This is a genomic window from Desulfosporosinus sp. OT, from assembly GCF_000224515.1.
Taxonomy (GTDB): Bacteria; Bacillota; Desulfitobacteriia; order Desulfitobacteriales; family Desulfitobacteriaceae; genus Desulfosporosinus.
In genome coordinates this window covers 68,083-81,819 of record NZ_AGAF01000229.1, presented here as the reverse complement: position 1 = coordinate 81,819, position 13,737 = coordinate 68,083, and the positions used below count along the sequence as shown (strand labels likewise).

At 40.6% G+C, this 13,737-nt stretch carries 13 protein-coding genes and 2 pseudogenes; 11 read left to right on the top strand and 4 right to left on the bottom strand.

Translation table 11 applies throughout. From position 1 onward, the window contains the following. A partial coding sequence (locus tag DOT_RS31480) for a hypothetical protein (protein ID WP_207637063.1) occupies nt 1-256 on the top strand: 256 nt, incomplete at its 5' end. 242 nt (nt 257-498) lie between these two features. On the opposite strand, the pseudogene DOT_RS29050 reads toward DOT_RS31480, so the two are convergent. Next, a pseudogene (locus tag DOT_RS29050) lies at nt 499-618 on the bottom strand (GerW family sporulation protein); the annotation flags it as partial. Nucleotides 619-807: 189 nt separating this feature from the next. Between DOT_RS29050 and DOT_RS21510 the strand changes: the two are divergent. From DOT_RS21510 to DOT_RS21485, 6 genes and pseudogenes are all read left to right on the top strand, one after another. Continuing rightward, nucleotides 808-1,233 (top strand): hypothetical protein, encoded by a 426-nt coding sequence (locus DOT_RS21510; protein ID WP_009623496.1) that lies wholly within the window; start codon nt 808-810, stop codon nt 1,231-1,233. Nucleotides 1,234-1,354: 121 nt separating this feature from the next. Further along, nucleotides 1,355-1,480, top strand: a pseudogene (locus DOT_RS32825) (type II toxin-antitoxin system RelE/ParE family toxin); the annotation flags it as partial. Nucleotides 1,481-1,850: 370 nt separating this feature from the next. Beyond that, nucleotides 1,851-2,306 (top strand): MarR family transcriptional regulator, encoded by a 456-nt coding sequence (locus DOT_RS21500; protein WP_009623492.1) that lies wholly within the window; start codon nt 1,851-1,853, stop codon nt 2,304-2,306. 177 nt (nt 2,307-2,483) lie between these two features. After that, nucleotides 2,484-4,217 carry an ABC transporter ATP-binding protein gene (locus DOT_RS21495; RefSeq protein ID WP_009623490.1) on the top strand — a complete coding sequence of 578 codons (1,734 nt, stop codon included), beginning with the start codon at nt 2,484-2,486 and terminating at the stop codon, nt 4,215-4,217. A 71-nt stretch (nt 4,218-4,288) separates the two neighbouring features. Next, a complete protein-coding gene (locus DOT_RS21490; protein ID WP_192807832.1) occupies nt 4,289-6,085 on the top strand; it encodes an ABC transporter ATP-binding protein in 1,797 nt (598 codons plus the stop codon). 180 nt (nt 6,086-6,265) lie between these two features. Continuing rightward, on the top strand, nt 6,266-7,819 hold the full coding sequence (locus tag DOT_RS21485; protein WP_009623487.1) for an efflux RND transporter periplasmic adaptor subunit: 1,554 nt from the start codon (nt 6,266-6,268) through the stop codon (nt 7,817-7,819). Between the two features lie 95 nt (nt 7,820-7,914). Here the strand turns inward: DOT_RS21485 and DOT_RS30735 are convergent, their stop codons facing one another. Further along, nucleotides 7,915-8,118: a hypothetical protein gene (locus tag DOT_RS30735; RefSeq protein WP_207637062.1), complete on the bottom strand. Its 204-nt coding sequence runs from the start codon at nt 8,116-8,118 to the stop codon at nt 7,915-7,917. Nucleotides 8,119-8,921: 803 nt separating this feature from the next. Between DOT_RS30735 and DOT_RS21480 the strand changes: the two genes are divergently transcribed. Next, a complete protein-coding gene (locus DOT_RS21480) occupies nt 8,922-9,584 on the top strand; it encodes an NAD(P)/FAD-dependent oxidoreductase (RefSeq protein ID WP_009623482.1) in 663 nt (220 codons plus the stop codon). Nucleotides 9,585-9,731: 147 nt separating this feature from the next. Here the strand turns inward: DOT_RS21480 and sfsA are convergent, their stop codons facing one another. Beyond that, nucleotides 9,732-10,418, bottom strand: a complete 687-nt coding sequence (gene sfsA, locus DOT_RS21475; RefSeq protein WP_009623481.1) for a DNA/RNA nuclease SfsA — start codon at nt 10,416-10,418, stop codon at nt 9,732-9,734. A 426-nt stretch (nt 10,419-10,844) separates the two neighbouring features. Here sfsA and DOT_RS31145 point away from each other — a divergent pair, with 426 nt between their 5' ends. From DOT_RS31145 to DOT_RS21455, 3 genes are all read left to right on the top strand, one after another. Continuing rightward, entirely contained in the window at nt 10,845-11,072 is a 228-nt protein-coding gene (locus DOT_RS31145) for a hypothetical protein (protein ID WP_040413118.1), read from the top strand. Nucleotides 11,073-11,584: 512 nt separating this feature from the next. Continuing rightward, entirely contained in the window at nt 11,585-11,920 is a 336-nt protein-coding gene (locus tag DOT_RS21460; protein WP_040413117.1) for a hypothetical protein, read from the top strand. Nucleotides 11,921-12,087: 167 nt separating this feature from the next. After that, nucleotides 12,088-12,327, top strand: coding sequence for a hypothetical protein (locus DOT_RS21455; RefSeq protein WP_009623474.1), 240 nt, complete (start codon nt 12,088-12,090; stop codon nt 12,325-12,327). Nucleotides 12,328-12,344: 17 nt separating this feature from the next. Here the strand turns inward: DOT_RS21455 and DOT_RS21450 are convergent, their stop codons facing one another. After that, nucleotides 12,345-13,640, bottom strand: a complete 1,296-nt coding sequence (locus tag DOT_RS21450) for an Nramp family divalent metal transporter (RefSeq protein ID WP_040413115.1) — start codon at nt 13,638-13,640, stop codon at nt 12,345-12,347. Nucleotides 13,641-13,737 lie beyond the last annotated feature (97 nt).

The following is a 13,737-nucleotide window of genomic DNA, read 5'->3' as shown; positions in this document are numbered from 1 at the left end:
TTCTGCTGGGGCTGGGGTTCCACCCGTTCGGATCCACATTGCAGGAGTATGCGTTGCGAGTCGCAATGTGGCGAAAGTCTCATCCGACTTTCGTCACATTGCTGGAGTATGCGTAATGAGTCGCAGTGTGGCGAAAAGCTCGTCCGCTTTTCGTTTCAGGGCCGATGATACTTGGGGCGCAAGCCCCTGGCAAAGTAGGTCATCGCCAGGTAAACAAGCAAAATGCTATCTCTACGAGGTAGCATTTTTGTGCTAGTTATCAGAATGAAGCACCGGGGTTCCACCGTGCGCCAAGCAAGGGCGCATCATATAGTGGGTGGGAATCCACCAAGATAAGTTAAGTCAGCCGTCTTGTAGCGAGTCTTGGGAGGTACAGCATAAGCGCTTGGGACAGGATGATCGAACAGGAACACCCAAAAAGTGCTTTCGGATCAGGATGCAGAAATTGGAACAATAATCTATCGACTCGCTTGGTTCATCCGCAATATTTATGGTCTCTTATTTTTCCACTAGATCAGGAACCATATCGATGAGTTTTTCCAAGCTGTCGGCTTTTTTGATCGGCAAAAGTTCTACCCGATCCCCCTGAATAACGAGGATTGCGGAGGGAGTGATTTTCCCTTATTTAATAATACGGATGATTTGGGAAAAAGTTTGAAAAAAATATTTTAGTCTAGAAATTATCTGGCATATAGCCTTGTAAACATGTCCCAATCTTTTTTTATTCTCATATATTAAAGTGAGTAGAGACTTAAGATAAACCCAATAACTCCACATCCAATCAAATTTAAGTAAGGAGGAAAAGAAATGGCACTCGTGAACTACAATAGAAGTTTATTAACAAACCTAACAAATACGACGGGTATTGTGCTCAGTGGTGTACCTCTATTAATTTTAGAATTTGGTCTGTTTGTAGCGCAAGCAACTAACTTTGTTGAATTGCTGACAACGATTGGTTGGACAGTGACAAACCCCAGTCTCCTAGAACCGGATCAACCTATTATTGAACTCACGATTCTACAAGATGGTGTATTAGTCGCATCTATCAACCAAGAGTCGATCCAAGATGGAGGAGATGAACCTCTAGAGAATCTAACTACGTTCCAAGCCGTTCTCACTAATGTACCAGTTGGTCACCACGTTTATCAATTATTTGCTAGTAACCTCCAGACTGCCCAAGGAACTATAACCATAATTGGACCCGCTAACATTTCTGGTAAAGTTATTAGCTAACAAAAAGAAGCAAGAGAAAGGTTCTCTTGTTTCTTTAATAAAAAGTTAATATAAGTCATTAAGCAATATTTGAAATATTTCTGTAGAATATAAAGTAACTGTCTCCGATCGTGCCCGTCAGATGCTGGCGGGCCATGTGCGTTTTCTGGCCCAGAAAAGCCCTACTGTAGTCCGAAAAACAAAGAATGAATTGATGGATGCTATTCCCTCCCTTTCCACCATGTCGGAGCGTTTTCCTTTTCTCAATAGGATTGTACCTTTCACAGCAGGAGTGGCTTTCGATGATATCGCGATGAATCTTGCTGTTAGGGACAGAGAGACGTACACGAATAAGTAGGTCGTGGGTCCTAAGTAGTTCCCCGCCATTTTAGCGAGCAATCCTCTTCAGACGACTCAGACAGCATAACAACACACGGATTCTACAGAATCGCTGGTATTTAAAGTGATGTCTTAAAAGCGGTTGGCTAAAGTCAGCTGCTTTTTTCTACGACAATATTTGTTAAAAATAATTGAAACAAATAATGGAACCTTATGCAAAAGTTAGTTTTATAAAACTGTTGTAATTATGATTAATATGAAATATACTTTAGTAAATAAAATATTGAGGTAATAAAATAATGAATAATTTCAAACAAGAACTTGCGCAAGATTTACTGCGGATATTCTCGCAATTCAAACGTTCAAGAGGTCAGCACCCTTTTACAAAGCTTGGAATAAAACCTAGTGAATTTATATTGCTCCACTTGCTGCTAGAGCATTGTGATGATATTTCAGTGGGAATGAAGGTAACTGAAATTAGTGAACAGCTGCAAATTACTCCAAGTGCTGTTACGCACACCATCAATTCCTTAGAAAAGGGTGGATTTATTGAACGGTTAGCGGCTCCAAATGATCGACGCATCGTATTGGTCAGGGCAACGGACAAAAGTAAAGAAATTATGAAGGAGCTTTATGCTGAACGAGTCCAATTTATTGAGGGGCTTGTGACTCATCTCGGAGAGCAAGATAGCAAGGAATTCATTCGGCTATTTTCAAAAGCCTTAGATTATTTTAACGAAATTAGACAGAAGTAATAGAGATGAATCGAAACGCAAGTTTTAATTTGTTTACAGTAGCAATTATCCTACAATGAGTACCATGAATATTGATACATGCCAAATAGCAGTGTGATAAGCAGTATTGTTGTTTTAGGATTAGGGAAAGGACTTAGAACGAATAATAATCAGATAAACGTGGGAGGAGCTTGTGAAGTGATTAAGCTTCTGAAATATTTAAAACCCTATAGCGGAATCATTCTTGGTGTAGTTGCGTTGTTATTTTTGCAAGCGATCTGTGATTTGACATTGCCCGACTATATGGCTGATATTGTCAATACAGGGGTAATGTCAGGAAAAATTAGTTTCATTTTTAAAACAGGTGGAACGATGCTGTTGATTACACTATTAGGAACTGCGGCTTCGATAACCGTAGGCTATCTGGCTTCCATGACAGCAGCCGGAGTAGCCCATGATTTGCGTTCTAATCTATTTAAAAAAGTTGGGTATTTCGCTAATGCCGAATTCGATAAATTTTCAACGGCATCCTTGATCACACGCACAACGAATGATATTACCCAAGTTCAAACCGTATTAGTGATGATGATCCGGTTGGTTTTTTATGCGCCAATTATGGGTATTGGAGGGGTTATCAAAGCTATTTCCAGCAGTGCATCCATGTCGTGGATTATTGGGATTGCCGTTATTTGTTTAATCGGAACGATTATGGTCTTGTTTTCGTTGGTTATGCCTAAGTTTAAAATGGTTCAAAAATTGGTGGATAGACTTAATTTGGTTACACGCGAAAATATCGAGGGGATGCTAGTCATTCGTGCGTTTAACACCCAGAAATTTGAACTGGATCGATTTGACATAGCGAATACGGACTTAACATCAACCAATCTTTATGTCAATCGCGTCATGACCATGATGATGCCAGCGATGATGCTGATCATGAACCTCGTTACGGTCATTATTGTGTGGGTAGGCGCCAAACAAGTATCTGCGTTTCATATGGATATTGGGGACATGATGGCTTATATGCAATATGCGATGCAAATCATTATGTCCTTTTTAATGATGTCGATGATGTTTATCATGGTCCCGCGGGCTGCCGTATCGGCAGACAGAATTGACGAAGTATTAGCGACGCAGGCAAGTATTTTAGATCCAAAACAGCCGGTCCTTTTTAAGGAGAGTTTTGAACCGACCATCGAATTTCATAATGTAAGCTTTCGTTATCCTGGCGGGCAGGATGATGTCTTACACAATGTTAACTTTAGCGCAAAGGCCGGTCAAACAATAGCAATTATCGGTTCGACGGGCAGCGGGAAGTCAACCTTGGTGAATCTGATAATGCGGTTTTATGATGTGACTTCAGGTGAGATTTTAATTGACGGCGTCGATATTCGAACAGTGAAACGCCAGACGTTGAGAGATAAGATCGGTTATGTGCCGCAAAAAAGCGTCCTTTTCTCAGGTTCAATTAAGTCAAATTTGTTATACGGGGATAAACATTCAACGATGGAGAACCTTGAAAAGGCCTCTTCCGTTGCCCAAGCCACAGAATTTATCACCTCGAAGGAAGAAGGGGTTGACGCCATTATTGCTCAAGGCGGAACAAACGTTTCCGGAGGGCAAAAGCAACGTTTGTCTATTGCTCGAGCGTTAGTAAAGAATGCCCCAATTTATCTTTTCGACGATAGCTTTTCAGCACTTGATTTTAAGACCGATCAAAAACTACGGGCTGCACTAAAAAACGAAACAGGCAAAAGCACCATTCTTCTGGTCGCTCAACGCGTCAGCACCATAATGAACGCCGAACAAATTATTGTCATGGATAATGGGCATGTTGTAGGGTTAGGCACGCACAGTGAGCTTTTGAAAAATTGCGAAGTCTATCAAGAAATTGCCTATTCGCAATTAAGTGAGGAGGAATTGGCGACGTGAGTGCAGTAGAGCGGCAAGCACGCCCGGGGCCTGGACCTGGACCCGGATCCGGACCTGGACGGGGATTTGGTATGCAGATAGGGGGCGGGGGTCCTAAAGCCAAAGATTTTAACAAGACGATTCGTAACCTGGGTAGTTACCTGAAACCCTATAAAGTCTCGATGATCATTGTTATCTGTTTTGCCTTTTTATCCACGGTTTTCTCGATTGTCGGTCCAAAATTATTAGGTAAAGTAACGACGAAGTTGGCTGAAGGATTATTCGCCTATTATGCTCGAACGGGGCTTTTGACCGACTTTAATTATATGGGCAAAATAATTTTCCTCTTAATTGTGCTGTATACGATATCCGCGGTTTGTTCTTATGTCCAAGGTTATATGATGGCTAAGGTTTCGATGGATGTAACCTATAAACTGCGTAAGAATATATCCGAAAAGATGAATCGAATCCCTCTTAATTATTATGACTCCAGAACTCATGGCGAAGTTCTGTCACGTATAACGAATGATGTTGATGTGGTCAGCCAAACACTCAATCAAAGCTTAACTCAAATTATTACCTCTGTGACAAGTATCGTGGGCGTCTTGGCCATGATGCTCTCGATTAGCTGGATGATGACGCTTGTCGCCTTGTTGGTGGTACCCCTATCTATGAGCATTGTTGGCGTCGTGATCAAGAGATCCCAAGGGTATTTTAAAGACCAACAGAAATATTTAGGTGAAATTAACGGTCATGTTGAAGAGATGTACGGGGGACATAATATTGTTCAAGCCTTTAACGGGGAACAAGAGTCCATAGAGATTTTTGAGAAAGTAAACGATAAATTGTACCATTCAGCTTGGAAGTCACAGTTTGTATCGAGCATAATGATGCCGGTGATGGGATTTGTCGGGAACTTGGGCTATGTTTTAGTTAGTATTCTGGGTGGGTATTTAGCTGTAAAAAAAGTAGTTGATATCGGAGATATCCAAGCCTTCATTCAATATATGCGATCGTTTACACAACCGATTGGCCAACTTGCTTCAATCTCCAATACCCTTCAGTCAACTGTAGCAGCAGCAGAACGAGTATTTGAATTTCTAGAGGAAGAAGAGGAAATTCCGGAAACACTGACACCGATCAAGGCTCAGGATTTCTGTGGCAATGTCACCTTTAAAAATGTCAGCTTCGGCTATAATAAGGACAAACTTATTATTCATGATTTTTCGGCAGAAATTAAAGCCGGACAAAGAGTTGCCATTGTCGGACCAACAGGGGCTGGTAAAACAACTATCGTGAAACTTTTAATGAGGTTTTATGATATCGATAAAGGGAAGATATCCATCGATGGTCATGACATCTATGACTTTACCCGAAATGACCTGCGGGCCATGTTTGGCATGGTACTTCAGGAAACCTGGCTTTATAACGCTTCTATTAAAGAGAACATTCGGTATGGAACCCCTGGGGCGACTGATGAGGAAGTGATCGAAGCGGCTAAGGCGGCGCATTGTGATGAATTTATTCGTACGTTGCCAGATGGCTATAATATGATTCTCAATGAAGAAGCCAGTAATATTTCCCAAGGACAGAAACAGTTATTTACCATTGCCAGGGTCATTCTTGCTAATCCCAAAATATTGATTTTGGATGAAGCCACAAGTTCAGTTGACACAAGAACTGAGATTTTAATTCAAAAGGCGATGGACCATTTAATGAAGAGCAGAACGAGCTTTGTCATTGCCCATCGGCTTTCCACCGTCAAGGATTCAGACCTGATTTTGGTCATGAAAGACGGTGACATCATAGAACAAGGAAATCACGAGGAATTGTTGGCCCAAAAAGGTTTTTATGCTGGACTTTATAATAGTCAGTTTGCAGAGGAATAAAGGTGGAATTTGTATAGCGGGTTGGGTGTGAAGCAGATCCCTTGGGATTAAGAATGCTTTGGGGTAGCACCTCGGGCAATAGTCTCCACCTGAGACACAATCGGTTCGTTAGCTTTGCATCACAATCAAACCAGCTGTCGGGTCTAATATTTTCAAAGAAGAAAAGGGAGGAGTCTTGGGATGTTAGAAAAATCAAGCATGCAGAATAAGCCGGACCTAAACGGAAAGAAAAATAAAGTAAAAAGAATTTTTTTATCGGTCTTGATCGTTTTAGTATTAATCGCGGGCTGTGGGGGTTTCTATTATTTCAACATGAGCAGCCGTTATTTTTCAACGGATAATGCCAAAGTAACTGCCAAGATGTATACCATCACCCCCAATGCGTCAGGAGAATTACTGGAATGGAACGCCAAAGAAGGCGAGCGCGTGGAAAAGAATTCGATTCTCGGTCGGCAGGAGGTTTTACCTTATATTACGTCACCAATTGCGGGAACGATTGTCGAAAACGACGGGGTCGAGGGGGAGATAGTTACTCCAGCCAAGCAACTGGCGGTGGTTGCTGATACTGACAGTTTATATATTGGAGTTAACATTGAAGAAACTGATATTAATAAAATTAAGGTTGGGCAGACAGTTGATGTCAAAATCGATGCTTATCCCGGGAAAACCTTTAAAGGCGTCGTGAGAGAAATTGATCAGACCACTCAAACCTACTTTTCCAGTCCCACAAGTTTTAGTACCAGTGGGACATATACGAAAGTTACGCAATTGATCCCGGTTAAAGTCGTTCTCGAAAATGAAAAAGATCTTTCTTTGAAGTTTGGCATGAATGCTACGGTGAAAATTCATCTTGGGCAAACAACGTCTAATAATGAGGCGACAATGAATGTTAAGGGCGACGCAACCAGTACAAAGCAGGTGACGGATCATAACAGCTTAATTGAAGCCGCGGATCAGATTGCTGTAACGCCGAATGTTTCCGGTAAAGTGAGTGAGGTCAATGTAAAAATCGGCCAAAGTGTAAAACAAGGTGATGTGTTGTTTGTATTGGACAGCACTGATATGGAGCTGCAGGTAAAGCAGGCCGAAGCTAACTATATGGCAATGCTTTCGTCCTATAATAATAACGAGAATGCCTATAATAGCAAATCCACTGTGATTCCTGCTCAGAACGCTTATGATGAGGCATCAGCCGATTATTCCCGTTTACAAACACTTTATGCTGCCGGAGCAACCACGAAGGTAGACCTTGACAATGCAAAGGCTAAAGTTGATACGACCTTGGCACAATTACAAACGGTTCAAAACTCTTCTAAGGCAGCATATGATGCGTCTAAGGGCCAAATGGAAAGCGCCAAGGCAGCGCTCGAAATTGTGCAGAAGAAACTGGACGATTATGTAGTGAAAGCACCGATGTCAGGAGAAATAGCCTCAAAGCTCATCGGCGTTGGCGATATGGCCTCTCCGCAGGCAGTAGCGCTGACCTTGATTAATGCCTCAAACGTGAAAGTGCATATCAACGTTACAGAAGCGAATATTTCTAAAGTAAAAATCGGAACAAAAGCAGAGATTAAAGCACTGGCCATCGATGTAGTCGAGCAGGGTTCGGTAGCAAGCATAGCGCCTGCGTGTGATCCGAAGACCGGATTGTTTCCGGTAGAGATTCTTGTCAAAAACGCGGACGGAAAACTCAAGCCAGGAATGATGACCGATGTGATACTGCAGCTTCAATAGCCCGCTGAAACACGCACCTTTGCCACAATTGACGGGTAGGGGTGCTTTTTTGTACTATCAGAAAGTATAAACTTCGTTATATACTGCAAGAAGGGCTAATCCGTGCGAAGACAGTGTCTTCGTCTAAGCATAAGTGCGACTAAGGCGGCCGCCTTCGCAAGCTTGGCGCCAGCCAAGTTTTCTTTATCCGTAATTCGCCTTTTCGCCACGTTTCGCTGGGGATTAGGAATATAGTTGTTGGAAAGGACATTTTTGCTTTCATAAATAGCGTAAATCAACAGCGCGGTCCAATTCTTCAACAGCATGTCAATGAAGGGATAATGTAGAATACCCAAATTAGTTAGATTATTGTACTTGATTAAATAAGAAACTAATTACAAAATAGTGTTAAGAGGTATAGAGGTGTATGGAATTTATTTTTGAGGACAAAGCAAGAAATATTATTGAAAAAGAGGGGGGAAATTTGATTATTAAAAAAGAACTTGGGTACAGTTGAAATGGCTTCATTAGCAGACTCTGGTCAGAGGCTGGCAACAAAACTAAAAGTACAAAGTTCTATGATGAGTTTCAACATCAGGGAATAAAAATATTTATTGATAAAACCCTTAATGTGTCGAATCAAATTCAAATCGAATTAAATTTAGACCTCTCTTTATTGGAACCATCCTTTACAATTAAAGGTGTGTCTTTTTGAAGTCAGGTGATCAATTTAACTTAGGAAGAAATTAAACAAATATATGGAGAGATTGCTAAGTATTTAGGAGGAATTGTTACACAATTGCGGACGCACCATGTTTGATTGTAGTCAAAACTGTGAAAACCCTGCTGCCCCTTAGTCGAGATAATTCGCATTTTTCACTTACTTACCTGAGTTATATGCACCAGCGGTCGAATTGGGAACGTGTTGGGCAGGATTTTTTGAAATATGTGCATCAATTGGCTATAAACCTCTGATGGATATCTTGAGCCTATCGGAAAGTATGACCGTCACCGGCGGATTGATAATTCTGTTCTTTCTTGTGACAATATTTTTTACTTTTAGCAGGACTAGTACTATTTTTAACGAAATAGTTCTTTGATTAACATATTTGGAGGGTTTACTATGTCAGAGCAGAATGCGCCAAAAGGAGCTTTTATTCAAAGGGATAAAGAAACTTATGCCATTGTCCCACGAACCCCGGTTGGGTTGGTTACCCCTGAATTATTAGAAAACATCGCAAGTGTGGCCAAGAAATACGAAATCCCTATCATTAAGATTACTTCTGGCCAAAGGATCGCTTTAGTAGGCATGAAACCGGAGATTGTCGAATCTGTATGGGAAGAGTTAGGTACCGATATTGGCCCTGCAGTAGGGAAATGTTTTCATTATGTACAGGCTTGCCCTGGCACAGCTGTGTGCAAAAATGGAATTCTTGATTCCCTCGGTCTAGGAATGCGGTTGGAGCAACTTTTGGTGGGAGCAGAACTCCCCGCTAAAGGAAAAATTGGTGTATCCGGTTGCGGCTTATGTTGTGCTGAGAGTTTTGTCCGCGATTTTGGTGTTTTTGCAAAACGAACTGGTTGGACCTTTATTTTTGGAGGTAATTCAGGCAGAAACGCTCGTATTGGTGATGTAATAGCTGAGGATTTAACCGATGACCAGGTAGTTGAGTTGACTAACAAATGCGTGAAGTATTGTAGGGCAAATGCAAAACCTAATGAGAGGACCGCTAGGTTTGTGCAGCGGATTGGAATTGAGGAAATTAAAAAAGCTGTGTTAGAATAGAACCATTTAAAATAGGGATAAAGCAACTTGCCACGTAAGTGGCGGCCATAAGGGAATTATTAAAAAGTAGCCATTTCAAAAGGGGCTACTTTTTTAATTTTATTCCTTTGATATGATGGTTCAGTTAAAGGAGTATTGGGGGAAGCCTCAAAAACGAACTTCTACCGGAGTTCCTATGGTTATCCCGTCTTCAGAGACTATAGAATCATAGGCCAGGATCGTTACTCCTTTTTCGCTTGCAAGCCCTAGGGCCATAGCAAATTCCGGGTCCCTTATTTCATAGGGTGTAAAATACTTTACGCCATTCATCTGGATGAGAAAGAAAATAAAACCTGCATAACCATCCTCCACAGCTTTGATCATTTCATAAACATGCTTGCAGCCCCTCTGAGTAGGAGCATCAGGGAACATGGCAATACCTTCAGTTTCGAGAGTTACACCTTTTATTTCAATAAACCCTCGCTGTTCTTTGGTTTCAAAGTACAAATCAAATCTAGAATTACCATAAACAATCTCTTTGGATAGTTTTGTAACATCATTAATTTCCTTGATTTTCCCATCCTTTATACCATGATATACAACCAAATTGGGGATTTGTGAATCGATATTGATCAGAACTTCTCCCTTATACGCAGCTATAATTGAGTATTTAGTCTTCCGCTTCGTATTTTTTGCTTCTTCTAAAATCACCACAGTTCCTTCCTGTAATATTTCTCTGCACCGCCCTGTATTTTTAACATGAACAATTTCTTCATTATTGTCTACTATCACATGAGCAATAAATCTATTAGGCCGTCGTATAAATTTTGCAACTTTAACAGATGTATACTTCAACGTTTGCACTCCCTTAATCTATAAGTCATAGCCTTGTCGATATTTCATAATTATTTCCATGATGAGAATACCGCCTATTCATATAGTCAATCATCCCCGGAATTGGAATTTTGTCATGCCCATCGGAGCGTTTTGGACGTTCCGGTTTTTTAACGTGAAATAATTGGAAAGTGAAGAGGAATTTTCCTAAACGTGTGGAATGGAGAATGAGAGGCATCGGCTGGCATTCTTCTGGTCGATCCTTAAAATTCGTTGTGTCAAAGGAGAGTTGTTTTTGTGCTTCGAAAATGTGAATTTAGTGAAACTGAAACTAAAACCTACTTTCGATGAGTATTTCAATTAAGTATGGTAAACAATTGGGGAAGGCATAAGTATGCTCAATGGGGCCTTGGTTAACGTCAATGCTCTCATAACGGAGGTAGAAGTTTGAAAGAAAATAGCTTACGATTTGAGTGTATTGATATATTTAGAGGACTAACTATAGCAGTAATGCTTATGGTTAATAATCCGGGGAATCTCACAACTATTCCGCCACAATTGAAACACGCTTCGTGGAATGGTGTTACGATTGCTGATCTTGTTTTCCCTTTTTTATTTTCATCATGGGCGTTGTCGTGCCAATTTCAATTAACAATAGATTGGATAAAGGCATAAATCGAGCAACCATTATTGTCCACATTTTTAGCCGCAGCAGTTTACTATTTCTTATGGGTTTGGTATTGAATGGATTTCCGCTGTTTGATTTAACCATCACGAGGATTCCAGGTGTTCTCCAGAGGATTTCTGTGGTCTATTTAGTCTCGGTACTTATTTATCTATTATTCAGATCTATCCTTAAAAAAGAAGTATTTGTTAGATTCAGTATATTTTTCGGTTTCTTACGTGATATTTTGGATGGCTATAACGGGGGTCCTTCATCATCGAAAGATATTTATTCGCCTTTAGATAATGTTGAGATAGTAGGGAAAATATAATAGAACAAGAAGTAGCCGCGGATAGGTTATCGTTGGCAGTCAGATCTTCCTTATCGAATTATTAAACCTGTGACATTTATCTGGACGAGGTATTATTTAAAATGATCTCACCAAGCATCAGTCACCTTTTCGTGACTGGTGTTTTTATATATTATGATCATTAACTAACACTTTTCGAAAGGGGGTTTCACTATGTCAACCTGCTTAGCAGAGGTCATCTTCGGTCATAATGACAGGGATCATGGAGGTATTCAGTTTAACAGTAGGATCAGTGTCTATGAGAACAGTGTAACGAGGCTTGTATTCGTAAAGAGAGCCTCACGGAATGGGAAACCAGGTGGCTTGGAGGCTATCTGGATCGCACACCCGGGTTACTTGCTGGAATGCTGTACACTTATGGCTGGCCTATATGGCACGGAGAATAGCGAGCTCAAGGAAAAGACTACCCAAGGTAGACCTGAATACAACTCTAACATTTTCTATGCTACAAACAACTTGAGTTTTTTCTGCAAGCAGATACCGAATTAAGATAATATAAATCCTGAATAGGTCATAAATAATATGATGGTGCTTCCTTTCTTTAAGCCTTTCATCACTTGTGGACAACTATGGAAACTAACGAAGATCTTCATGAGTTATATTCTTATAAATGTATTATTGCTGCCTTTTGTCAGATGACTCTTAAGGAGTGTGTAATGAGTATTGTAGATATTCAGCTTGCTGAAAAGAAACATGAACAGGCCATTTTTGAATGTGTAGGTATGGCTTATAGCATGTACATTGAAAGAATGGGTAAAAAGCCTGCTCCTATGCTTTCGGATTATTCTAAACTTATTGAGAAGAATGTTGTTTATATTGCAACAAATTCGGAAGAATTTTTAGGCCGGGGATCATACAGTACCCCGGCCCTATTGCTTATGCTTTTTTGCTATTAAACCCTGTCAGTCGCCCTTTATACTTTACCGCTGAAAGTCAGGTAAAGCAGAACAGCATTCAAACCAACAATAATACTAGTAATAATCCATCCTGCTATCTTAGTTATAGATTTGTTGACTAAGCTACCCATTAAGTCTTTGCGACTAGTAATCAGCAGCATTGGCACAATGGCAAATGGAAGGGCGAAGCTCAATACAACTTGGCTGATTATAAGAGCATTCATGGGGTTAACTCCTAATGCAATGATGATCAAAGCCGGGGTCATAGTGATTAATCTTCGGATATTTATGGGAATACTCAAGCCAATAAAGCCTTTCATAATGGTTTGCCCTGCCATGGTCCCAACTGCAGAGGATGACAAACCGGAAGCCAATAATGCGATCCCAAATGCTCCGCTAGATAGAGTCCCCAGAAGTGGGTCTAATGATTTGTGTGCTTGTTCAATCGTATCTACAGCAATGCCATTTCTGAAGAATACGGCAGCAGCTACAATAACCATGGCGGCATTGACGAGAAAAGCAATATTCATTGCGATGACAATGTCGATTCGCTCCATGCGTAAATGTTTGCGTTTTTGTTCTTCGGTCTGATCCTTTTGATTTCTGGCCTGAACTAGCTGCGAGTGTAGATATATTACGTGAGGCATAACGGTTGCCCCAAGCATTCCAACCGCTATTAAAACGGCTTCACCATTGGGAAGTGACGGGATTAGCGTGTGGATACCCACCTGAGCCCAGTCCGGCTTTGCTAAAAAGACCTCAATAGTGTAAGCAATGGTTATGACCGCTACTAATGTACCAATAACCCACTCAACCATCCTTTGCCCATATTTCTCCATGTACACGATTAAGAAAGTAAGTGCACCAGTGAGGAGACCAGCGTAAATCATTGGTATTCTAAATAGTAAATACAATCCCAATGTTCCACCAAGAAACTCAGCTAAATCAGTGGCCATAGCAGCAAATTCAGCCTCAAGCCAAAAGAACCAGTTCGTTTTACGAGAAAATATTTTCGAGCACATTTCCGGTAAATTGTGACCTGTAGCGATCCCTAATTTTGCAGACATACTTTGCAAAAAAATTGCCATCAGGTTACTCCAAAGGATTACCCAAATAAGACTATAATTAAATACTGAACCCCCACTAATATTGGTAGCAAAGTTACCTGGGTCAATGTACGCTACACTTACAATAAACGCAGGGCCTAAAAATTTGAGAATGCTTTTTGCTTTTGTTTGCCATGTATTCTTTAACAATGGCAATGGCAATGGCAAGGTTAGTGATGTTTGGGATGAGTTCAAGCCCTCACTCATTGTAATTACCCCCAGTTTTATTATTTCATTAAATAGAGTCATGAAGCACATTAAAAGAACATTCTGATATAAATAACCAGCATAAACTATTAGGTGA